Source organism: Methylobacterium sp. (assembly GCF_019745455.1).
Taxonomy (GTDB): Bacteria; Pseudomonadota; Alphaproteobacteria; order Rhizobiales; family Beijerinckiaceae; genus Methylobacterium.
Genome location: NZ_JAIETD010000068.1, coordinates 21,137 through 43,094 on the forward strand (window position 1 = coordinate 21,137; position 21,958 = coordinate 43,094).

At 64.9% G+C, this 21,958-nt stretch carries 20 protein-coding genes; 11 read left to right on the plus strand and 9 right to left on the minus strand.

What is annotated here, in order from left to right:
* Positions 1 to 2 precede the first annotated feature (2 nt).
* Together K2Y56_RS15365 and K2Y56_RS15370 are read left to right on the plus strand one after the other, a co-directional pair.
* The gene (locus K2Y56_RS15365; RefSeq protein ID WP_292509303.1) at positions 3 to 1,202 is read left to right on the plus strand and encodes an N-acetylmuramoyl-L-alanine amidase; all 1,200 of its coding nucleotides are present in this window, start codon (positions 3 to 5) and stop codon (positions 1,200 to 1,202) included.
* A gap of 164 nt (positions 1,203 to 1,366) precedes the next feature.
* The gene (locus tag K2Y56_RS15370; RefSeq protein ID WP_292509154.1) at positions 1,367 to 3,787 is read left to right on the plus strand and encodes a penicillin-binding protein 1A; all 2,421 of its coding nucleotides are present in this window, start codon (positions 1,367 to 1,369) and stop codon (positions 3,785 to 3,787) included.
* Positions 3,788 to 3,842: 55 nt separating this feature from the next.
* Here K2Y56_RS15370 and K2Y56_RS15375 read toward each other — a convergent pair whose 3' ends face one another.
* The 3 genes from K2Y56_RS15375 to K2Y56_RS15385 all read right to left on the minus strand — a co-directional run bounded on the left by K2Y56_RS15375 (position 3,843) and on the right by K2Y56_RS15385 (position 6,387).
* A complete protein-coding gene (locus K2Y56_RS15375) occupies positions 3,843 to 4,901 on the minus strand; it encodes a putative zinc-binding peptidase (RefSeq protein ID WP_292509157.1) in 1,059 nt (352 codons plus the stop codon).
* Positions 4,902 to 5,108: 207 nt separating this feature from the next.
* On the minus strand, positions 5,109 to 6,026 hold the full coding sequence (locus K2Y56_RS15380; RefSeq protein WP_292509160.1) for a metallophosphoesterase: 918 nt from the start codon (positions 6,024 to 6,026) through the stop codon (positions 5,109 to 5,111).
* A gap of 148 nt (positions 6,027 to 6,174) precedes the next feature.
* Positions 6,175 to 6,387, minus strand: coding sequence for a hypothetical protein (locus K2Y56_RS15385; protein ID WP_292509163.1), 213 nt, complete (start codon positions 6,385 to 6,387; stop codon positions 6,175 to 6,177).
* Between the two features lie 417 nt (positions 6,388 to 6,804).
* Between K2Y56_RS15385 and K2Y56_RS15390 the strand changes: the two genes are divergently transcribed.
* Positions 6,805 to 7,869, plus strand: a complete 1,065-nt coding sequence (locus K2Y56_RS15390; RefSeq protein ID WP_292509165.1) for an SDR family oxidoreductase — start codon at positions 6,805 to 6,807, stop codon at positions 7,867 to 7,869.
* A gap of 9 nt (positions 7,870 to 7,878) precedes the next feature.
* Here K2Y56_RS15390 and K2Y56_RS15395 read toward each other — a convergent pair whose 3' ends face one another.
* Positions 7,879 to 9,267 carry an aminotransferase gene (locus tag K2Y56_RS15395; protein ID WP_292509169.1) on the minus strand — a complete coding sequence of 463 codons (1,389 nt, stop codon included), beginning with the start codon at positions 9,265 to 9,267 and terminating at the stop codon, positions 7,879 to 7,881.
* Positions 9,268 to 9,383: 116 nt separating this feature from the next.
* Between K2Y56_RS15395 and K2Y56_RS15400 the strand changes: the two genes are divergently transcribed.
* Positions 9,384 to 9,929, plus strand: a complete 546-nt coding sequence (locus tag K2Y56_RS15400; protein WP_292509172.1) for a hypothetical protein — start codon at positions 9,384 to 9,386, stop codon at positions 9,927 to 9,929.
* The gene (locus K2Y56_RS15405; RefSeq protein ID WP_292509175.1) at positions 9,926 to 10,657 is read left to right on the plus strand and encodes an HAD family hydrolase; all 732 of its coding nucleotides are present in this window, start codon (positions 9,926 to 9,928) and stop codon (positions 10,655 to 10,657) included. The genes K2Y56_RS15400 and K2Y56_RS15405 overlap by 4 nt, the downstream gene beginning before the upstream one ends.
* 2 nt (positions 10,658 to 10,659) lie before the next feature.
* Here the strand turns inward: K2Y56_RS15405 and K2Y56_RS15410 are convergent, their stop codons facing one another.
* Complete coding sequence (locus tag K2Y56_RS15410; RefSeq protein ID WP_292509178.1) at positions 10,660 to 11,151, minus strand: MarR family transcriptional regulator; 492 nt, start codon at positions 11,149 to 11,151, stop codon at positions 10,660 to 10,662.
* Positions 11,152 to 11,323: 172 nt separating this feature from the next.
* Between K2Y56_RS15410 and K2Y56_RS15415 the strand changes: the two genes are divergently transcribed.
* Positions 11,324 to 12,103 carry a DUF1499 domain-containing protein gene (locus K2Y56_RS15415; RefSeq protein WP_292509181.1) on the plus strand — a complete coding sequence of 260 codons (780 nt, stop codon included), beginning with the start codon at positions 11,324 to 11,326 and terminating at the stop codon, positions 12,101 to 12,103.
* A 7-nt stretch (positions 12,104 to 12,110) separates the two neighbouring features.
* Here K2Y56_RS15415 and K2Y56_RS15420 read toward each other — a convergent pair whose 3' ends face one another.
* Both K2Y56_RS15420 and K2Y56_RS15425 read right to left on the minus strand, forming a co-directional pair.
* A complete protein-coding gene (locus tag K2Y56_RS15420) occupies positions 12,111 to 13,055 on the minus strand; it encodes an MBL fold metallo-hydrolase (RefSeq protein ID WP_292509183.1) in 945 nt (314 codons plus the stop codon).
* 77 nt (positions 13,056 to 13,132) lie between these two features.
* Positions 13,133 to 14,065, minus strand: a complete 933-nt coding sequence (locus tag K2Y56_RS15425; protein ID WP_292509186.1) for a DUF2865 domain-containing protein — start codon at positions 14,063 to 14,065, stop codon at positions 13,133 to 13,135.
* A 1,102-nt stretch (positions 14,066 to 15,167) separates the two neighbouring features.
* Between K2Y56_RS15425 and K2Y56_RS15430 the strand changes: the two genes are divergently transcribed.
* The 4 genes from K2Y56_RS15430 to K2Y56_RS15445 all read left to right on the plus strand — a co-directional run bounded on the left by K2Y56_RS15430 (position 15,168) and on the right by K2Y56_RS15445 (position 19,238).
* Positions 15,168 to 15,515, plus strand: a complete 348-nt coding sequence (locus tag K2Y56_RS15430; protein WP_292509189.1) for a methyl-accepting chemotaxis protein — start codon at positions 15,168 to 15,170, stop codon at positions 15,513 to 15,515.
* 143 nt (positions 15,516 to 15,658) lie between these two features.
* A complete protein-coding gene (locus K2Y56_RS15435) occupies positions 15,659 to 17,008 on the plus strand; it encodes an Nramp family divalent metal transporter (protein ID WP_292509192.1) in 1,350 nt (449 codons plus the stop codon).
* Positions 17,009 to 17,179: 171 nt separating this feature from the next.
* Positions 17,180 to 18,580, plus strand: coding sequence for a carbohydrate porin (locus K2Y56_RS15440; protein ID WP_292509195.1), 1,401 nt, complete (start codon positions 17,180 to 17,182; stop codon positions 18,578 to 18,580).
* Between the two features lie 481 nt (positions 18,581 to 19,061).
* On the plus strand, positions 19,062 to 19,238 hold the full coding sequence (locus tag K2Y56_RS15445; RefSeq protein WP_082494335.1) for a DUF1328 domain-containing protein: 177 nt from the start codon (positions 19,062 to 19,064) through the stop codon (positions 19,236 to 19,238).
* A gap of 125 nt (positions 19,239 to 19,363) precedes the next feature.
* Here K2Y56_RS15445 and K2Y56_RS15450 read toward each other — a convergent pair whose 3' ends face one another.
* Positions 19,364 to 19,573 (minus strand): NepR family anti-sigma factor, encoded by a 210-nt coding sequence (locus tag K2Y56_RS15450; protein WP_292509200.1) that lies wholly within the window; start codon positions 19,571 to 19,573, stop codon positions 19,364 to 19,366.
* Positions 19,574 to 19,938: 365 nt separating this feature from the next.
* On the opposite strand from K2Y56_RS15450, the gene K2Y56_RS15455 reads away from it, so the two are divergent.
* Positions 19,939 to 20,742, plus strand: a complete 804-nt coding sequence (locus tag K2Y56_RS15455) for a response regulator (RefSeq protein WP_292509306.1) — start codon at positions 19,939 to 19,941, stop codon at positions 20,740 to 20,742.
* Between the two features lie 870 nt (positions 20,743 to 21,612).
* Here the strand turns inward: K2Y56_RS15455 and K2Y56_RS15460 are convergent.
* Positions 21,613 to 21,807 (minus strand): KGG domain-containing protein, encoded by a 195-nt coding sequence (locus K2Y56_RS15460; protein ID WP_292509203.1) that lies wholly within the window; start codon positions 21,805 to 21,807, stop codon positions 21,613 to 21,615.
* Between the last annotated feature and the right edge of the window lie 151 nt (positions 21,808 to 21,958).

The following is a 21,958-nucleotide window of genomic DNA, read 5'->3' on the forward strand; positions in this document are numbered from 1 at the left end:
TGATGGCGTTGGCCTCGCCGGTAGCGCTCGCACAGGGCCCTGCGGCCGTGGCTATCGCTGCCGAGATCGGCGGCGGACTCAACGGCACCACCAAGCTCACGCTGACCCTGTCGAAATCCGTCGAGGCCCGCGCCTTCGTTATGGAGCGGCCCGACCGCGTCGTGATCGATCTCGCCGAGGTCAATTTCCAGCTCGGACCCGAGACCGGCCGCAAGCGCGAGGGACTTGTCGCCTCGTTCCGCTACGGCTTGTTCGCACCGGGCCGTTCGCGGATCGTGGTCGACCTCGCCCATCCGGCGACGGTGGCCAAGATCGAGACGGTAACGCGGGCCAAAGACGGGGCGGTCCTGCTCTCCATCGAGTTCCAGCGCGCCGAACGCGACGCCTTCCGCCGAGCCGCGGTGGCAAGCGACCCCGCGCCCGCCGCCCGCAAGGACGCCTCCGTGCCGGAAGCCGCGGACAAGCGCCCGCTCATCATGATCGATGCCGGCCACGGCGGCACCGATCCGGGCGCCATCGCCAGCACAGGTATCTTCGAGAAGGACATCGTGTTCGGTTTCGCCCGGGCGCTGGCCAGCCGGCTCGAATCGTCCGGCCGCTATCGGGTGCGGATGACGCGGGACCGCGACGTGTTCGTTCCGCTCTCCGAGCGCGTCCGCCTCGCCCGTGAGGCCAATGCCGACCTGTTCGTCTCGATCCACGCCGACTCGATCTCGTCGGCACCGCAGGTGCGGGGAGCCACGATCTATACCGGCTCCGAACGCGCCACCGACAGCGAATCCGCCAAGCTCGCAGATCGCGAGAACAAGGCCGACGCCGCAGCCGGGACCGAAACCAAAGCCGCCCCGCCCGAGGTCGCGGACATCCTGCAGGAACTCACCCTGCGAGAGACCCGCGGCTTCTCCTCGGGCTTCGCCAAGGGGCTGATGGCGCATTTGAGCCCCGTCATCGAGATGAGCCCCAAGCCCCACCGCGAGGCCGGTTTCGTGGTTCTGCGCTCGCCGGACGTGCCCTCGGTGCTGGTCGAACTCGGCTATCTGTCGAGCAAGCGCGACCTCGACCTCCTTCAATCCGAGACCTGGCGCGCCGAGGTGACCGGCGGCATGGCCAAGGCGGTGGATGCCTTCTTCGGCAACCGTACCAGCCTGACCCGACCGGAGCCGCCTAAGCGTTCGGCGGCCGTCGCCCCAGTTTCACCATAGAGACCGTGTGAAACCGCGGCACCCCGGCACCCGATTCATCGGAAGGGGTGGCCGTCGACCGGAGATTGTCCCGATCGGCCCGTTTGCTGAAGGCATGAGGCGGCAAGCCTCTTGCTCGCGCTAAGCCTGCTTTGGCGGCAGATTATCGACGGACAGGAACCCGGATGCGCTTCGTCCTTCGTTTCTTCGGCTTCCTGTTCAGCATCGGCGCGATGCTGTTCGTGCTCTTTGCCGCGGCCGGCGCAGTCTTCTACTGGACGTACAGCCAGGACCTTCCGGACCACGCCGCGCTCGCCAATTACGAGCCGCCGGTCATGAGCCGTGTCCATGCGGCCGACGGGTCGCTGCTGGCCGAGTACGCCAACGAGCGCCGCCTCTACCTCCCGATCCAGGCGATGCCCAAGATCGTGGTCGCCGCCTTCCTCTCGGCCGAGGACAAGAACTTCTACAAGCACGGCGGCATCGATCCCGAGGGCGTGGTCCGCGCCGTCCTGACCAATGCCAAGAGCGGCAAGAAGCAGGGCGCATCGACGATCACCCAGCAGGTCGCCAAGAACTTCCTTCTCACCAACGAGCAGACCTTCGATCGTAAGATCAAGGAGGCGCTCATCGCGCTGCGGATCGAGGCGGCTTATTCCAAGGACAAGATCCTCGAACTCTACCTCAATGAGATCTTCCTCGGCACGATCGTGCCCGGGCGAAACCTGCACGGGGTCGCGGCTGCGGCGCTCGACTATTTCGGCAAGTCGGTCCACGAGCTGACGATCAACGAGGCGGCCTATCTCGCCGCCCTGCCAAAGGGGCCGAACAACTATCACCCCTACCGCAAGACGCAGGAAGCTTTGAGCCGCCGCAACGAGATCATCGGACTGATGGCCCAGAACGGCTACATCACCCGAGAAGAGGCCGACACCGCACGGAAGCTCTCCCTCGGCGTCAACCCGCGCGTCGCCTTCGCCAATGCCGCCAATGCCAACTACTTCACCGAGGAAGTGCGCCGCGAGATCACCGAGCGCTACGGGGAGAAGAAGCTCTACGAGGGCGGCCTTTCGGTGCGCGCGACCCTGGACCCCAAGATGCAGGCATGGGCGCGACGCGCGCTGCTCGACGGCCTCATCACCTACGATCAGCGCCAGGGCTGGCGCGGAGCGCAGGCCAAGGTCGACCTCGTCGGCCGCGACTGGGGCACGGCCGTCGCCGAGGTGCCAGCTCTCGGCGACGTCGCGCCCTGGCGCCTTGCCGTGGTGCTGAGCACCAGTGGCGGCACCGCCCAGATCGGTCTGCAGCCGCGGCGCGAGGCCTCCGGAGCCGTCTCCAAGGACCGGGACACCGGGACCATCGGCGCCGACGGGACTCGCTGGACCGGGCGTTCTCCCTCGGCCGTTCTCAGCGCAGGCGACGTCGTCTATGTCGAAGCGATCGACGGCGGCCGGGGATCGTACCGGCTTCGCCAGCGCCCGGAGGTCTCCGGCGCCATCGTGGCGATGGATCCCTATACCGGCCGTGTCCACGCCATGGTCGGCGGCTTCTCCTACGACGAGAGCCAGTTCAACCGCGCGACTCAGGCGCAGCGACAGCCCGGTTCGTCGTTCAAGCCGCTGGTCTACTCGGCGGCCCTCGACAATGGATACACGCCGTCGTCTATCGTCCAGGACTCGCCGATCACCATCGAAGCCGGACCCGGACAGGAGTCATGGACGCCGTCGAACTACGACGGCAAGGCGAGCGGGCCGCACACCCTGCGTTACGGCATCGAGCATTCCAAGAACCTGATGACGGTGAGGCTCGCCAAGGATGTCGGCATGCCGCTCATCGCCGAGTACTCCCGCCGTTTCGGCGTGTACGACGACATGCTTCCAGTTCTGCCGATGTCGCTCGGCGCCGGCGAGACGACGGTCATGCGCATGGTCACCGCCTATTCGATGCTCGCCAACGGCGGTCGCCGCATCCGCCCTACCTTGATCGACCGGATCCAGGACAGGGTCGGGGAGACCATCTACAAGCACGACGCGCGCAAGTGCCTCGGCTGCGACGCAGAGAAGTGGAACGGCCAGGACGAGCCCAAGCTCGTGGACGAATCCGAGCAGGTCCTCGATCCGCTCACCGCCTATCAGATGGTCTCGATCATGGAAGGCGTGGTCCAGCGCGGCACAGCGACGATCCTGAAGCAGATCGGGAAGCCGCTCGCCGGGAAAACGGGCACGACCAACGATGCCAAGGACGCATGGTTCGTCGGCTTCTCTCCCGATCTCGCCGTCGGCGTCTATGTCGGCTTCGACAAGCCGCGCTCGCTCGGCGACCGCGCCACGGGCGGCGGCCTCGCTGCGCCGATCGTGCTCAGCTTCCTGAAAGATGCCCTCAAGGACAAGCCGCCGACGCCGTTCCGCGTCCCGCCGGGAATCAAGCTGATCCGGGTCAGCGCCTCATCCGGCATGCGCGCCGGCTCCGGCGAAGGCGCCGGAACGATCCTAGAAGCCTTCAAGCCCGGTACCGCGCCGCCCGACGCCTACATCGCTGCGCCGACAGCACCGGCGACGGTGCCGCCGGATGCGGATCGAGCCGCACAGGCGGGCGGCCTGTACTAGATCCTACGGTCACGTCGATCGATGGGCGTGCTTCCGGCGGTGGCATGAACCGCCCTCACAGCCGGCGATGGACGAGGTCGTGGATGAAGCCGAGCTTGGCGATCACCGGCGGGGCGAGGACGAAGGGATAAAGGTCGGCCTGGCCCATGGCGCGGTTGACGCTGTTGATGGCGAAGACGAAGGGCAACCAGGCATCGACCACCTGCTGGATGCTGTCGGCCTCGTAGGGATCGAAACCGACCCGCGCGGCAAGCGCCCCGCTCGAATCAAGGAGGGGGCGGACCTGCATGCCGAAGGCGCTCGCCATCTCAAGCGTGTCGACGATATGGAGGTAATGCGCCCAGGTTTCGGCGAAATCCTCCCACGGATGTGTCGTCGCGTAGGCGCTGACGTAGTGATCCTGCCAGTCGGGTGGCGTGCCCCCGGCGTAGTGGCGCTTCAGCGCATCTTCGTAATCCTGCGAATCGTCGCCGAACATCGCCCGGCAGGCGTCGAGGACGCCGCCGTCGCGCACCAGCAAATCCCAGTAATGATGCCCGATCTCATGGCGGAAATGGCCCATTAACGTCCGGTAGGGCTCGCCCATGGCGCGGCGGCGCTTCTCCCGCTCGGCATCGTCCGCCTCGACGAGGGCGATGGTGATGACACCGTCATCGTGCCCGGTCATGACCTTCGGCCCTGCCGCGGGCGGATCGGACAGGAAATGGAAGACGAGACCATGGGTAGGATCCTCGCTGCGCGTGCGCAGGGGGAGGTTCCATCGCAGCAGGGTGTAGAACAGCCTGTGCTTGGCATTCTCGATCTGACGCCATCCCTGAAGTTGGGACGGATCAGAGACGTTTGGGATCGTGCCGTTATGGCGGCAGGCGAGGCAGAATTCCTCGCTCGAGCCCGGTGGCACCAGCCAGTTGCAGGCGTCGTATGCTGCATTGACGCAGAAGCGGCTCGGCCGCTCCGGCAGGGTTAAAGGCCGCCAATCATGACCGCCGAGAGGTTCGAGCGCCGAGAGGGTGCCGGTTTCTGGCAGGTATGCAAGGCGATGGCCGCAGCGCTGGCAGGTGCGGTTCTCGAAATACAGGATGTTGCCGCAGGCCTGGCACTGGAACAGCTTCATCGCGTCGTCATCCCCGCCTCAGACGTGCGTCGCTTCTGCGATGCATCAACCGTGCAGTCGAGGCTGGAGTTTCGCCCTCATGAACTCACGCTGACGGTATTTGCCGCCTGCCTCGATGCCAGGCACGCAGGTAGCTTGGGCGCGGAAAAAGTCTAAGCGGACATGGAGATGGTAGCAGCCGTCGTGGTCGAAACCACGACGATGAGCTTACGCCATGTGAGGCGTCGACGAGCCGAGATCGAGGAGGACAATCTCCGGCGGGACGCCGATGCGGATCGGCACGCGGCTGAGGCCGAGGCCGCCGGATATGATGAGATGGCGGTCCTTTTCGACAATATGGCCGTAGGCGTAGCGCCTGCCATATCGCGAGGGAATGACCGGCGAATAGCCGAGCACCCGGATCTGCCCGCCATGTGTGTGGCCGGCCAGGGTCACCGCGACCCGTGCCGGGACCTTCGGGAAGGCGTCGGGCTCATGGACCATCAGGATCACCGGCGCGTCGTCCGTGACCTTGGCGAGCGTTCCGGGCACGTCGCCGGGATTGCTCCAGTCGCCGACGAGGTGGAAGGGCTGCTGGTCGGCGATCCCAGTGACCCAGAACGGCCGCCCGTCCTTGACGAGGCGAATCGCATCGTTCTCCAAGACTGGGATACCGCGGGCTTCGAGGGCACGGCGCGCCTCCACGGGCCCGCGCCGGTTAGCCTGTGCCACCGGGTCTTCCCACCAATCGTGATTGCCGAGAATGCTGTAGGTTCCGAGCGGCGCCTTGAGGCCTTCGACCACCTTCGCGAAGTCAGGCAGCGGCACCTCGCGCCAGGCGATTCCTGGGCCGGCTGGGTAGTCACCGAGCATCAGGACGAGGTCGGGCTTGAGCGCGTTCGTCACCTCGACGATCTCTGAGACCCGCTCAAGCGGCATGTACGGTTCGCCGACATGGAAGTCGGCCAGCACCGCGACTCGCAGGGCAAGTCCCGGCGTCCAGTTCGGCAGGACAGGCGAGTAGGGGGTGACGACGAGCCGGAATCGAGGCTCCACGCCGAAGGCATAAGCCCCGGTCCCGGCGCCGAGCGCCATGGCTCCGCCTAGGCCGCCGAGGAACTGGCGCCGGCTGGGCATGATCAGCATCGGCTCACGAATCCTTAGCGAAATGCAGGCCTTCTTCGCCGCCGATCTTGACCGAACGACGGCGATGAAGGCCGAAGCTAGCGGTCAAACCGTTAAGCGGTCGTCAACGATTTACGGACTTGTGCTGGCCAAAGCCATGACATCGGGTTCAGACCAGCGGCGCATCCTCGTGCAGGAACCGCTCGGAAATCGCGGGTGAGGCCGGCTTAAGCGCGATCGGCTTCACCAGAGCCGCCGCCTGTACGGCTGCTGCCAACGCAGGCAGGGCAACGGGTCGGAAGCCGTCGCGGTCGAGGTCCGCAGCGGTCGATCGGCGCTCCGGAAGGGCGGCATCGCTCTGGTTCTGGCGAGAGGGGACCATGGAGGGGATGTCCTGTCGATCTGATCTGGACCGCCGCCGGAACCTCGCAGCCGCCGGACGGTCATTGGGTCGTGTCGGCCGACGGACTCATTCCCACCGGCCACGGCTTCATTAGCCACCTTGCAAGCTGAACACCGGATTAAGGCTACGTTTTTTCGACAGAACAGGACTGGTTCGATCGGAAGTGGACGCCGCGATACGATTGACGTGCGGCGGCGCTGCACTGCGAATACCAGGCGCTGCACTGCATCATCACGCAGTTTGGCAGGCGATGTATAGCGGCGCGGTAAAGATAACCTGTCGCTGCGTTCCACTGAGTCCTTTGAGGCCCAGGACCGTCTCAATGCGTTGGAAGCAGGTGTAGGTCGGTGGCGGGCAAGCCGCCGCGTCGGACCTTGATTCAGTCAGGAGATCACCATGGACAAGACGGCGCTGATCGCCGGTGTGAGCGGTATCGTCGGAAACAATCTCGCGCGGCATCTGACGGCCGAGGGATGGACGGTCCTGGGACTCGCCAGGCGCCCGCCCGGCGACAACGCCGATGTCCGGCCGGTCGCCGCCGATCTCCTCGAACCTGAGGGCTTGCGCACCGCCCTCGGCGGCCTTCGCCCTACCCACGTCTTCATCACCACGTGGCTGCGGCAGCCGACCGAGGCCGAGAATATTCGCGTCAATGGCGCGATGGTGCGAAACCTCCTCGACGCCCTGAGGCCTTCGGCAAGCGTCAGTCACGTGGCCTTGGTGACGGGCCTGAAGCATTATCTCGGCCCGTTCGAGGCCTACGGGAAGGGCGAGCTTCCGGCCACGCCGTTCCGTGAGGAGCAGCCACGCCTTGCCGTCGAGAACTTCTACTACGCGCAGGAGGACGAGGTCTTCGCCGCCGCCGAGCGGGACGGGTTCGGCTGGAGTGTCCACCGGCCCCACACCATCATCGGCTACGCGCTCGGCAATGCCATGAACATGGGCGTGACACTCGCCGCCTATGCCACGATCTGCCGGGAGACCAACCGGCCGTTCCGCTTCCCAGGCTCGGTGGCACAATGGAACGGCCTCACCGACATGACGGATGCCCGGCTCCTCGCCCGGCATCTCGCCTGGGCCGCCACCAACGCAGCCGCGCGCAACGAGGCCTTCAACGTCGTGAATGGCGACGTCTTCCGCTGGAGCTGGATGTGGGGGCGCCTCGCAAACTGGTTCGGCCTGGAGCCTGCGCCCTTCGACGGCACGCTCAGGCCGCTCGAGGAGCAGATGGCGAATGACGGACCTGTCTGGGCCGAGATCGCCGCCCGTTACGGCCTCGTCGAGCCGGGTCTCTCACGCCTCACCTCGGCCTGGCACACCGATGCCGACCTCGGACGGCCGATCGAAGTGGTGACCGACATGAGCAAGAGCCGCCGCCTCGGCTTCTTCGATTACCAACCTACGGACGACGCCTTCTTCGACCTGTTCGCGCGTCTGCGCTCGGCCCGCGTCATCCCCTGAGAGACGGGGTCAGACGGGGGCCGCCTGCAGCCCCTCCGCGGCGATCCAGGCCGCGGTGCGATCGAGCGCCCGTGTCAGGCGGTCGAACAGGGTGTCGATCTCCTCGCGCCCGATGACGAGGGGAGGGCAGACGGCGACGCGGTCGCCGGCGAGGAAGCGTACGATCAGCCCCTCTGCTTGAGCGAAGGCGACGCAGCGGGCAGCAACGCCGGCCTTGGGCTCGTATTGGCGCTTGGAGCGCTTGTCGGCGACGATCTCGATGCCGCCGATGAGCCCGAGGCCGCGCGCCTCGCCGACGATCGGATGATCGGCAAGGCCTGAGAGCCGGGCCTGGAAATGCGGCGCCTTCTGCGCCACGCCCTCGATGATGCGGTCGCGCTTGTAGATCTCGATCGTCTTGAGCGCGACGGCACAGGCGACCGGATGCCCGGAATAGGTGGTGCCGTGGCCGAAAGTGCCGAGCTTTGCGCTCTGCGACACCATCAGCTTGTAGAGCGGCTCGTCGATGCTGATCCCTCCGAGCGGCATGTAGCCCGAGGTCACAGCCTTGGCGAAGGATAGGGTGTCGGGCCGCATGCCGAGCGCCTCCGAGCCGAACCATGTGCCGAGCCGCCCGAAGCCGCAGATGACCTCGTCGGCGATGAAGCGGACATCGTAGCGGTCGAGCACCGACTGGATCGCCGCGAAATAGCCCTCCGGCGGCGTGATGGCGCCTCCAGCCCCCATCACCGGCTCGGCGACGAAGGCCGCCACCGTTTCCGGGTCCTCAGCGAGGATCAGGGCTTCGAGCTCGTCGGCGAGCCGCTGCGAGAACGCCAATTCGGTCTCGCCGACTTGCGAAAAGCGGTAATGGTGCGGGCAGCCGGTATGGAGGAAGCCCGGCAGCGGCAGGTCCCAATCGGCATGGTTCGCCGGCAGGCCCGTCATCGAGGCGGTGGCGACGGTGACGCCGTGATAGCCCCGGATGCGAGAGATGATCTTCTTCTTACGCGGCCGGCCGAGCGCGTTGTTCATGTACCAGGTCAGCTTCACCTGCGTGTCGTTGGCCTCCGACCCCGAGGAGGTGAAGAACACCTTCGAGGTCGGGATCGGCATCAGCTCCTTCAGGGTCTCGGCAAGCTCGATAGCCGGATCGTGGCTGCGGCCGGAAAACAGGTGCGTGAAGGGGAGGCGCGACATCTGCTCACTGGCGGCCTCGACCAATTCCTCGTTCGAGTAGCCGAGCGCCGTGCACCACAGGCCCGCCATCCCTTCGAGATAGGGCCGGCCGTCGCCATCATAGACCCAGACGCCATGACCTCGCTCCAGCACCAGCGGGCCGGTCTCGCGGAAGGTGGCGAGGTTGGTGTAGGGGTGGATCAGGGTTTCGACGTCGCGGGCCGCCAGGTTCGAGAGCATTTTCTTGACCCGTGCTGGGTGAGGCGGACCGGCTCGGTCCCGTCGTCGCCACACTAACGACCCCGTGCCCTGGCACCAACCTGTCCGTTCATCGCAGCGATCGATCCAAAACAGCCATGCTCGACCCAGCGACCATCGTCGCCCACCCCGCGCCGGGCCGCGCCTGCGGCAGCTGCACCCTGTGCTGCAAGGTCTACGACGTTCCCGCCGTCGAGAGCCTGGCCGGGCAATGGTGCCGGCACACCAAGCAGGGGAGGGGCTGCGCCATCCACGAGACCCGGCCCGACCATTGCCGCGCCTTCCACTGTCTCTGGATGACGGAGGCCTGGCTCGGGCCGGAATGGAAGCCCGACAAGGCCAAGATGGTGCTCAGCCTCGATCCCGTGACCCGCAACATGAATGTCCAGGTCGATCCGGGGCAGCCCGCTGCATGGAAGCGCGAGCCCTATCACGGCCAGCTCCGGCGCTGGGCCGCGGCCTCCCTGCCGATGAAGCGCCACGTCCTCGTCCATCTCGACAGGACCACCACGGTGGTTCTGCCCGACCGGGATGTGGCGCTCGGCGTCATGGCGCCCGGTGACCGCGTGGTGACGCGCGAGCGGATGACCGCAGGCGGGCCGCTGGTGGAGGTCGAGAAGGTGGCGGCGGGCGCCGCCGCGTGAGCGTCTTGCGCGGCCTGCTCTTCGACAAGGACGGCACTCTCATCGATTTCGACCGGACATGGGGACCGGCAGCCTATGCGGTGATGCAGGTCCTCGCCGAAGGTGACCGTCCGAAACTCGAACGACTGATGGCGGTGAGCCATTACATCGAGGAAGAGCGGCGCTTCCTGCCAAGCTCACCCCTGATCGCCGGTTCGTCGGCAGCCTACGGCCCGCTTTGGGCGGCGGCGCTCGGTCGCCTGCCAGGGAGAGCTTTCTTTTCCGAGATGGACACCCTTTTTCGCCTGGAGGGCCTGCGCGCGCTTCGCCCGATCGGTGATCCTGCCCGAATTGCGGAAGAACTCGCCGGCATGGGCTATGACCTCGGCATCGCCACGAACGACGCGGAAGCCTCTGCGAAGGCTCAGGCCGAAGCGCTCGGGATCGGGCGGTTCTTTCGCTTCGTCGCGGGTTATGATTCCGGCTTCGGCGCGAAGCCGAATCCCGGCATGATCACGGCCTTCGCCCGAAGCCTCGGCGTCGAGGCCGCACGCGTCGCGATGATCGGCGATTCCGCCTACGACCTTATCGCGGCTCGCAGCGCCGGAGCGGTTGCCATTGCGGTCCTGAGCGGGCCGCTCGGAGATGCCGCAAGGTCCGAGCTGGCGCCGCTGGCCGACCACGTGGCGGACTCGATCGCCGAGCTGCCCTCACTGCTCCGAACGATTGCCGCCGGCAAACGAGCGTGAAGTCAGCGGACTTCGCCAGGTTCTGCGTCCCGCGCCAGATCCCGCCACCGCATGACCAGGCGCTCGAACTCGGCGATGTCCTCGGGAGCGAGACGCCCGAGAGTTCGCGCCACATAGGCCTCCTGCGCAGCAATCCCGCGCGCAGCGAGATCGATGCCCGCGGCCGTGAGATGGAGTGCGTACGAACGCCGGTCCCCCGGGATCGCGCGCCGCTCGACGAGCCCCGCCTCGACGAGGCGGTCCACGAGACCGGATACGTTACCCTTCGTGACGTATAGGCGTGCGGCCAGATCCTGCTGCGTCAGACCCTCTCGCTCGGTGAGGGTTGAGAGAACGTCGAATTGCGGGATCGAGAGGCCGATCACACGCAGTTCGGCTGCCACCGCTGCCGTAATTCGCCGGCTGAGCCGGACGAATCGGAAGTAGACCCGGAGCGGATCGACCGCAGCGGTTCCAGACGTCGTCGGCGAGCTTGTGACGAGCGGTGCATTCATGATGAGGGCCGCTATAGCAGAATGGATGCAGGTCGATAGCGTGACAGAGCCGGTCCCTGCCGAATGATCCTTTCCCCACAGGAAACTGGCGTCAGCGCGTTGCGCCGGGTAGACCTTGCGATGGCGAGGCGGAGAGGCCGCCACTGTCTCCAAGAGCGATCGTCACGGATCAATGCGTCGCCTCCATATCGAAGTTCCCGTCACCCGCGCCGGCCCGCTTGCCCGGCAGATTGCCTGGCTCGCGCTGCTCGTAAGCCTGATCGCGCTCGTCGTCGTGCGCGATCCGCGTGCGGCACCGGGGCCGGCACTGGTCGCTCTGGCGACGGGCCCGATGCTGGCCCTCGTGGCGCTGCTGATGGCGGCCTTCGCCTTGGTGCGGGTTTGGCGCGAGGGCGCGCGCGGACTGCGCGGCGCGATCGGCGGCCTCGTCGTGGCAAGCCTCGTTCTCGCCTACCCGGCCTTCGCGGCCATCCGGGGCCTGCGCTTGCCGGCGCTCACCGACGTGAGCACCGATGTGGAGAACCCCCCTGCTTTCTCTCGCTCCAGCGCCGCCTTCGCCGCTCGCGACGGCCGCTACCCAATGGAGCCGGGCCCCGTGGTGCGGGCTGCGCAGCGCAAGGCCTACCCCCAGGTGGCTCCCCTCACGCTCGATATCGGCGCCGACGAGGCCTTCGAACTGGCCCGCAAGGCAGCCGTGAATCGCAAGTGGCAGATCGTCGAGGCGATCCGTCCCGGCGGCAAGATCGGCAACGGCCGCATCGAGGCGGTGGCGCGCGGGCAGATTCTGAACCTCGCCGACGACGTGACCGTAAGGGTGCGGCCACGGGCGGATGGTGCCCGCATCGACGTACGCTCGGCCTCGCGAATTGGTGCGCGCGATCTCGGCGCCAATGCCGACCGCATCCGGGCCTATCTCGACGAGGTCACCGCCCTCGCCATCGCGCTGAAGTGAGCGCACTTCAGGTCAGCGGCTCGTAGGTCCCGTCGAGGCGCGGCGCGCCATCGGTGGCGACGAGGCCGCGTTCGACGAGATCCTCGAGATGGGCGAAGACCGACAGGGCCGCTGCCCCGATGAGGGTTGGGCTCAGACCTTGATAGATCGTTCCGACGATCGCCAGGATGTTGCGGTCGCCGGCCTCGAGGCGCGCGCGGATGGAGGTTTCACGCTGGCGGCGATGGGCGGCGAGCCCGCGCACGAATCGTTTCGGATCGCGCACCGGGCCTCCATGGCCGGGCCAGTATACGGTCTCGTCTCGCTCGCGCAGCTTGTCGAGGGAGGCCATGTAGGCCCGCATCGAACCGTCCGGGGGCGCCACGATGGTTGTCGACCACCCCATCACGTGATCGCCCGAGAAGAGGGCCGCCTCCTCGAAAAGCGCGAAGGCGAGGTGGTTCATGGTGTGACCTGGCGTCTCGACCGCTACCAGGGTCCAGCCCGGCCCGGTGAGGCTCTCCCCATCGCTCAGGATACGATCAGGACGATGGTCGCGGTCGGCACCGGCATCGAGACGGGCCTCGCCCTCGCCGAGCGCGCGGGCGGCGACATGGGGGCCGCAACCGACCACCGGCGCGCCGGTGCGCGCCTGAAGCAGGCGGGCGCCTGGGGAATGGTCGCGATGGGTATGAGTGACGACGATGGCACAGAGGCGCTCGCCCGCAATCGCGTCGACGAGGGCCGCGACATGGCTCTCGTCGGCAGGACCCGGATCGATGATCGCCACCTCGCCGCGTCCGACGACATAGCTACAGGTACCGCTCGCAGTGTAGGGGCTGCCGTTCGGACAGATCCGCCGGCGGATCAAAGGCGAGACCTGTTCGGTCCTCCCGTTCTCCGGGAGCGCGGCCTCGAAGCTTGGCGCCTCCGACGTCCCGCCGCGGTCATTCGTATCGCTGATCTCGTCCATTCGCTGACCCCGTTCCCGGCGCCGCTTTGCCGTCGGACGTCGTACGAGACAAGGGCTGAATGCCGTTCGTCCGCCGATCAGGGCTTGAAGGGTGAGGGCACCACCACGCGCACGACGCTGAAGGACGGCTCGACCTCGATCGGAGTCGCCAGCGGCTGGAAACCGCCGATCTGTGCGAGATGAACACGTTGTGCCCGTTCAGCTGTGCGCAAATTCCTGCGGAATGCCTTCGCATCGGCTTCGCGACGGATCACGTCGACCTTGGCGTCGATGTCTCGGCGCGCCCGGCGCGACAAACCCTTCACGTGGCGGAAATCCACCATTTGGAAGCCATCCTTGCGGGCCGGGACCACGACCCGGGCCGTAGCGTTCGTCGCCACGACGTCGCCGGCTCTGAGCGTCAGGTCGCGGTCGAGTGGGAGAGGAGCAGCCGCCACGCCTTCCGGTTGGCAGGAGCAATGCTCGACTCGCTTCGTCCTGAACAGGTTGGCGGAAGCGAGTTTCGCATAAGGCTGACCGGACAGGCTTACCGCGCGATCGAATTCCGTCTCGCCGCGGGCCAGGGTGTAGAGCGCGGTCGGCGTGTTGGGGCACGCGGCAGCGCAGGCAGCCTGATGCACCGGCAGGTCGCGCTTGGAAGCGAGATTTCCCACCGGGAAAATGTAGCCGTCGCACGCCCGCACGCAGACGGTACGCGCTCCGAGAGCCGAGGCCGTGATCTGCGCCGAGGCGCGCTGCTTGCGCGACCGCACACGCACGGGCTGCTCAGCAGCCTGTGGACGTGGCGTCCAGCGGGATGCGGCCGCCGCGGTGACGCGGCGCGGATCGGGCAGGGAAGAGTAGCGGGTCGTGCGAGGCAGAGGACGCGCGACGGGTGGCGGGGGTGGAGCGCCGAACAGCTCCTCGAAAAAGGCACCGATGCCGCCGCGCTCCGAGGCCTGCACGAAGCCCGTCGCCACCGTCATGCCGCCAAGGCCGAGGATGAGCCCCGCGCCGGCGGTTCCGAGCATCTGCCGACGCGTTCCAGACGGCGCGAAACGCTGCCAATCCATGCCCTACCTCTCGAGACCGACGGGCCACCTGACATCACGCCAGGCGCGCCCTCCAATGTCGGGGGCACACGCGGCGCTGCATCTGCGGCATGTCATCTTCGATTACGTCGGCAAAGGGCAGTCGTGCAATGCGGCAGACAACCTAGGCAAACCATAGGGAACACCGTTGCGGCCACGTTACGGGGATCGTTTTCGTCTGCTCGTTTCTCTAATCTTTGACTTGCACACAATGTTTTCGCTGCAGAACCAAGTCTGGACGGTTACATCCACCGCTGCTTCGACGAAATCGGTGACTTGTGTTTTTTCTTGAGTGGCTAACTGATGGACAAAAGCAGAGTTTCTTTAACTTAACAGCACCATTTCTTTCAATATATTATATATTATTCATTAAATGGCACATGATGTAATAATTTTAAAACGATCCCTACCTGATGGCAGTTGAATTAATCAATTTAGATTTTCACGGAAACACGATTGAGCTTCTTAAGTTGAATTTTCGATGCCGGTCTTCGGGACGAGCGATAGAGCCTCCTAGATCGCCGCGCTCGACAGAAGGAACGCACGGGCCCTGCCGATCAGGCATTCTGAGATGCGCTGCGGGCGAGTAGCTACCGATCGGCAGAATTTCGTCGCATCGCCAAGAACCGCCGCGACGTCCGGATCGAGGTCACCTACAACCCGATCTTCGATGCGACGGGGGAGATCAGCCGTTTCATATCGATCCAAGCCAATGTCAGCGTCATGAAGCAAGACTCGGTCAGGCGCGGCATCCAATTTGACGCCATCGAGACTTCTAACGCGATCTGCGAATGGGATCTCGACGGCAAGCTCGTGAGCGCCAACGACCACCTGCGCGGCCTTGGGGTCCTGCTCGAGCCGAGCAGCTCCCTTGGAGCTTCCTTGTTCGGCGCAGCGGAATTACGAGCGCTGGCCTCCGGGACGCAGGCGCGCATCAGCAAGGAGATCCGTTGGCCGTCACAGGACGGCCATCGAGTCTGGCTCGATGCCATCCTCTCGGTGATGCCGGACCTTGAGGGCCGTAAGCAGAGGATCCTGATGTATGCGGTCGACGCGACGCAGCGGAAGCGCCACCCCCGATCAGACCAACAAGGCCCTCGACGACGTCCTGGCCTCGTCGAGAAAGATCAGCGAGATCGCCGGGTCCATCGACGCCATCGCGCGGCAGACCAACCTCCTCGCCCTCAACGCGACCATCGAATCGGCACGCGCCGGGGATGCCGGCAAGGGCTTCGCGGTGGCGGCCTCGGAGGTAAGGGCGCTGGCTGGCCGTTCCACGTCCTCGTCCTCGTCAGCCGACATCGCCTCCCTCGCCGGCGAGAGCCGGTGGACAATTGCCGTCCTTGCCCAAACGCCCGAAGCTTTTACCAACGGTGACATGGCCGCCTGAACCACCCGACGGCGGAGGCTCGTCCGGTCGCCGCGCTGTGCACCGAAGCCGAACATAGCCGCTTGCCTCGATTATAGCTCGTGCTATGAAACGGCGCGGCTCGCTCGTTGTGCGCTGCCGAAGCTCGCACGGATAGACCACCCATGGCAGATTCGGTTCAGGCGAAGTCGGCGTGGCGCTTCAGCCGCGACACGGAGGCGTCTCCGAGTCTCGGATCGCTGAATGGCAGCGTGCCGGTGATGGCGACCGGCACCTGGCTAAGGCGGCTCTTCGGCTTCCTCGGGCCGGGCTACATGATCTCGGTCGGCTACATGGACCCCGGCAACTGGGCCACCGACATCGCCGGAGGCTCGCAGTTCGGCTACACCCTGCTCTTCGTCATCCTGCTCTCGAACTTGATGGCGATCGTATTGCAGGCGCTCGCGGCCCGCCTCGGGATCGCCACCGGCCGAGATCTGGCCCAGGCCTGCCGCGATCATTATCCGCGCCCTGTCGGCTTTGCGCTCTGGCTGATCTGCGAGGCCGCGATCATCGCCTGCGACCTCGCCGAGGTGATCGGCACCGCCATCGCACTCAAATTGTTGTTCGGGATTCCTCTGCTTCTGGGCGCCTGCATCACGGCTCTGGACGTCTTTCTGATCCTGCTCCTGATGCGCAGGGGCTTCCGGGCACTCGAAGCCTTCGTGATCGCGCTCCTCCTCATCATCTTCGTCTGCTTCGGCATCCAGATCGCCCTGGCCGCGCCGGTGATGAAGGACGTTCTTGGCGGCTTCCTGCCCTCATCGGAGATCGTCACCAACCCGGCCGCCCTCTACATCGCCATCGGAATCGTCGGCGCGACGGTGATGCCCCACAACCTCTATCTCCACTCCTCGATCGTACAGACCCGCGCCTATCCGCGGACCGAAGAGGGACGGCGCGGTGCCCTGCGCTTTGCAGTGACTGATTCCACCATCGCCCTGATGCTGGCGCTCTTCGTGAATGCCTCGATCCTGATCATGGCGGCTTCTGTCTTCCATGCCGGCGGGCGCACCGACGTTGCCGAGATCGAACAGGCTTACGAGCTGCTGTCGCCGCTCCTCGGCGTCGGCATCGCATCGACCCTGTTCGCGGTGGCGCTCCTTGCGTCGGGCCTCAACTCGACCGTCACGGCGACCCTGGCCGGCCAGATCGTGATGGAGGGCTTCCTTCGCCTGCGCATCCCGGATTGGGCGAGGCGCCTCATCACACGCGGCGTCGCGATCGTACCGGTCGTCGTCGTGACGGCCATCTATGGCGAGCAGGGAACGGCGCGCCTCTTGGTACTCAGCCAGGTCATTCTCTCGATGCAGCTGCCTTTCGCCGTCGTCCCCCTCATCCGCTTCGTCTCGGATCGAGGAATGATGGGGAACCTTGTCATACCGGCATGGCTCAAGCTGACGTCCTGGGGGATCGCAGGCATCATCATCGCGCTCAACGTAAAGCTGCTCTTCGATACCTTCACCGGCGCCTGAGATCCGCGTCGCCACGCGAATAGACGGGCACCAGAGGACCCAGTTTCGATAAGCGTGCGCCGGCCAAGGTGGAATCTCGGCCCATAAGTATAGCAAAAGCTATGACGATGACATGAGGATGAGATGGGGTACCTCGCAGCAATCAGGCGACCGCCCGCCTTGATGCCGATATTGGGCATCGTCCTGATGGCAGCCGCGAGCGTGGGTTCGTTCCCGTCCTCCGCACAGCCAGGCGCCACGTCGCCCCTGATCGAGCGTCCAGCGGAATCGGCAGCCCTTGAACCTGAACCCGGCGAGAAAGCACCGGCATCGATCCAATCCTCGCTCGGTACCTTCGGCGATCCTGGTGGCTATCGCGAGCTGCTCAAGGGGCGCGGCATCTCCTACAATGCCCTCTATACCAACGAGGTGCTGGGCAATGTGTCGGGCGGGATCAGGCGTGGGCCGATCTACGCCGGGAAGCTCGAAATGGCTCTGACGGCCGACCTTGGCGTCCTAGCTGGCTGGACCGGGTGGAGCCTCTTCGCCAACGCCTTCCAGCTCCACGACACCGGCGGTTTGCGCGACCGCAGCTTTCAGCGGCTGATCACGGTGAGCAACATCGAGGCGTATCCCGCGACACGCCTCTCCGAATTGTGGCTGGAGAAGAGGTGGGGCGACAACCGCTTCGGCCTACGCGTCGGCCAATTGGCCGCGGACGGCGAGTTCTTCTCATCCGACACCGGCAAGCTGTTCTTGAGCAACGATTGGCCGACCATCGCCGGCGCGAACCTGCCAGGCGGTGGCCCCGCTTATCCGCTGGCAACCCCGGGAATCCGGTTCCGCTACGACCCGGACGCCTCGTTTGCCGCCCTGGTCGCGGTCTTCAATGGCGACCCTGGCGAACAGCGTTTCGCCAATCGCACCGGAACGAACTTTCGTCTGAACGATCCGCCCCTCGTCATGGGCGAAGTCCAGTTTCGCCATCATCAATCTACGGATACCAGCCGACTCAGCGGCAGCGTCAAGCTCGGCTTCTTCCGTCATTTCGGCCGATTCGATGATTTTCGCTTCGACATCGCTGGCACGCCACTCGCAAGTCGCGAGAGTTCGGGCATATCCCGGCGCCTCCGGGGTAGCGGTGGAATTTACGGTGTCGTCGACCAGCAGATCTATCGCCCTGAAGGTGGGTCACACGAACGAGGTGTTTCCCTGTACGCGCGTGTCTCCGGGAGTCCTTCAGATCGTTCTGCCATCGAAGCGTGGGCCGATGGCGGCGTGGTCGCTTCAGGGATGGTGCCGGGTCGCCCAGAAGACGCCTTCGGTCTGAGTTTCATCTACGCCCGCATCGGAGCCGGTGCTCGCGGTTTCGATCGCGATACGGCTTTGAATAGTCCCGGATTTCAACCTGTGCGCAGTTCGGAAGCGAGCATAGAATTATCGTATCAGGCCCAGATCCTACCGGGGTGGCTGATACAGCCAGACTTCCAGTATGTGTTCAATCCGTCGGGTGGCATCGCAAACCCCTTTGCCCCGGACAGGCCGATCCGCGGGGGGGCAGTCTTCGGGCTGCGATCACTGATCACCTACTGATCGCCGTCACGTCTTAGCAATTAGTTGCGGCTGCGGCGCCCACGTGTGATGCGAACCGGCACTGGCTGCGGTGCGGGCAAGGCACCTTCGATGACATCGCTCAAACCCTTGACTACGGCGCGCGAGGCCGCGTCGAGCACCTTGAGAAGGCGGCGTCCAAGGTTTGTATCGGATCGGCGGGGTGATGTGTCTGTCATGGCATCATCCAAAGTATGGTGCTTGGTGACGAACGCAATGCCGTTGTGGCGGTTCCGGTCTAGAACATGGAGCGCAACGTAGTCGCGCCTCTCGGGTCGGGCCCGGGCTGGGGCAGCTTGAGGAAGAGTGTGGAGGCGATTTGACGATGCGGCAATCCCTTCGCCTCGAAAGCGTGACGATTGCGTGTCTGGTTTTCGGAACCGCGTTAGAGACTTGGCGTTATTGACGTCATGAGGTCGCAGCCGATGCTCGACCAGTCTCTACGATGTGAAGGATTACTCCGATGCTGGGTTGGGCCGTAACGTTCCTCGTCGTCGCTCTCGTGGCCGCGCTGCTCGGCTTCGGCGGCATCGCTGGCACCGCAATGGAAGCTGCAAAGCTCGTCTTCTTCGTCGCGATCGTGCTGTTTGCCATCTCGGCCGTCATGGGCCTGCTGCGCGGCCGTTCGTCGAGTTTGTAAGAATAGCATCGACGGCATGAGGCCGCTGTACCCCGAGTGCAGCGGCCTCCTTCGACAACAAACGATATCAAGGGCTGCGGAACAGCATCAGGGGCACGCTCGGAGGCTATAGACGGGCAGCCCAATCAGTCCGACGGCTCTGGATCGGCCGTATCGAGCCGCGCGATGAGGTCGCGAAATCGATCAGGGATAGGCTGCTGGACCACGGCATCGTACATTGTGCGAAGATGCAGCCCGATGCGCTTCTGCGTGAGGTCGTTCAGCACCGCGTCGTCACCACTAGGCCGTGCCCCGCTCTTGCGGCGAAGACCGCCAGCCGTCCCGTCCTGATCCATCCAGTCAACCCCTTGAGAGCCGAGGACACGAGCCCGCGCGATTTGTATGCGACGTGGCTCGAGAGACGAGAGGCCGAAGCCTCATGTCACGGCTGCAGTCGCAACGCCGTCGCGAACGATCGGTTCCGGAGATTAGGAACAAAACCGTACGCACAACGTTAAGGCCTTGGCGCTGATGCGAAGCTTTGCGACTTGCGGACCTGCAGGCGGACTTGCGGTCCCGCGCGTCGCGGGGCATCTGTCGACGGGCGTCAAAACCTTACCGCTCCGCACGAAAAGATGCGGTATTGAAACGGACGATCCGGTATGAGGCTGCGTTTAAAGCGCAGGCCCAACCGGAAAAACGAATCATCCAAGGGGACCGTATGTCGACAGCCCAACTCGTGGTGCAGCATCTGCCTTACCTGCGCCGCTATGCCAGGGCGCTCACGGGTAGTCAGGTCGCCGGCGACGCCTACGTGGCGGCGACGCTGGAGACGCTGGTCAACGAACCCGAAACGCTGGGCCGCAGTTCCAACGTTAAGGCCGACCTGTTTCGCGTCTTCACGCGGATCTGGAACTCCCTGTCCGTAAATGGACAGAGCGATCAGGTGCAGCACGATCTGCCGGCCGAGGTCCGCCTCGGGCAGATCACGCCTTTGCCGCGCCAAGCCTTTTTGCTTTCATGTCTCGAAGGCTTCTCCGAGGAGGATGCGGCGATCATCCTCGATGTCGACGTAGCACAGGTCCGTGACCTCGTTGACGAGGCGGGTCGGGAGCTCGCGGCGGACATGGCCACCGACATATTGATCATCGAAGATGAGCCTCTCATTGCGATGGATCTCGAAGCCCTGGTCGAAGGTCTGGGTCACAACGTCATTGGCGTTGCCCGAACTCGCACCGAAGCGATCAAGATTGCTTCCGAAGGCACCCGTCCGGGCCTGATCCTTGCCGACATCCAGCTCGCCGATGGCAGTTCGGGTCTCGATGCCGTCAACGACCTGCTCAAGACTTTCGAAGTCCCAGTGATCTTCATCACCGCCTATCCCGAGCGGTTCTTGACCGGCGAGCGGCCGGAGCCCGCCTTCCTCATCGCGAAGCCGTTCCAGCCCGCCAACGTCTCGGCGGTGATCAGCCAGGCCCTGTTCTTCCAGCAGAGCGCGCGGCGGCGGGAAGCGAAATCCGCCTGACGGATCTCTGGCCGAGGACGATGCACGGTAATCCCGCCACCGTCTCTTGAGACAGCGATAACGGCTTTGGCCTCGGCATCATCAGCCGGGGCCTTTTTTTGTTTGTAATGGGCAGAAAAAAACGGGCCGGATCGGATCCGGCCCGTCGAAAAGTGTCCGGCCATTGCACAAGGGGAATGCGGTTGAGGACCAGGTGGCCGGGTGTTCGAACAACCGCGCTCGATGCGAGCGGGTTCCATGCCGTCGTATTTTCGAGCGAAGATACATTTTCGCAACAGTCAGCCCGCCTGACGCCGGCGCTTCCTAACGGAAAGTCACTAAGCTGATCGGCTTGATTTACTGGTTTCGCATCATCCTGGCACAATGAAGGAACCAATGGCTCTCGCTTGAGTTCACACGAAACCCTGTCAAGCTCCCAATCGGAGGCCGAGGCGATGAGACGGTTTGGTTCGATCCTCGGCTTGACTGGACCGGCCCTTCTCCTGGCGATACTGGCTCAGCCGATCGTGCGAACAGGTGCCGATGCGGCTGGCGCTTCGACAGCTTCCAGGATGCCTATCGAGCGCCTACAGGTCACGTCCGTGGAACGGCCGTCCAAGGTCAGGGAGATCCCGTCCGCAGAATCGTCAACGCCGACATCTCCCCGCGCATCCACGAAGCCCCGGCGGCTGATGAAGGAAGGCTGCGAGGGAGCTATCAGTTCGCTTGCCGGCCCCGAGGCGCGGCGCATGGTTCCCGGGCGCTGCATCGCCTGAGATACGTCTTCCTACCTAGGATCCGAAACCATAAGAAAAGCCTCCATCCCGCTAGGAATGGAGGCTTTTCTCTGAATGCGGTGGCCCCGCCAGATCGGCGGGGCTCTTTACGCGATCAGTCTTCGCCGGGACGACCAGTGCCGGTGGATTGCCCGCCTTTACGACCGGCAGCCGACGCAAGTTCGCGATCTTGGGAGAAGGAACGTTTCTCTGCAGGGACACTACGACCGCCCTTGCTTGCGATCTCGCGCTGCCGTTCCAGATCCATCGACGCGAAACCCCGCTTCGAGGTCGAATTGCCTGATGCCATCAATGCCTCCTCAGCATGTCGCTCACAGTCTGATCAACCTTCGCAGCTATCGATAGTTCCTCTCGTCGGCACCCCGACGTCTTATGAGAAGCGATCAAAAAGCGTCCTGCGGCAGCGGAACCTCGCTCGATCACTTCGCCGAGATCGCCCG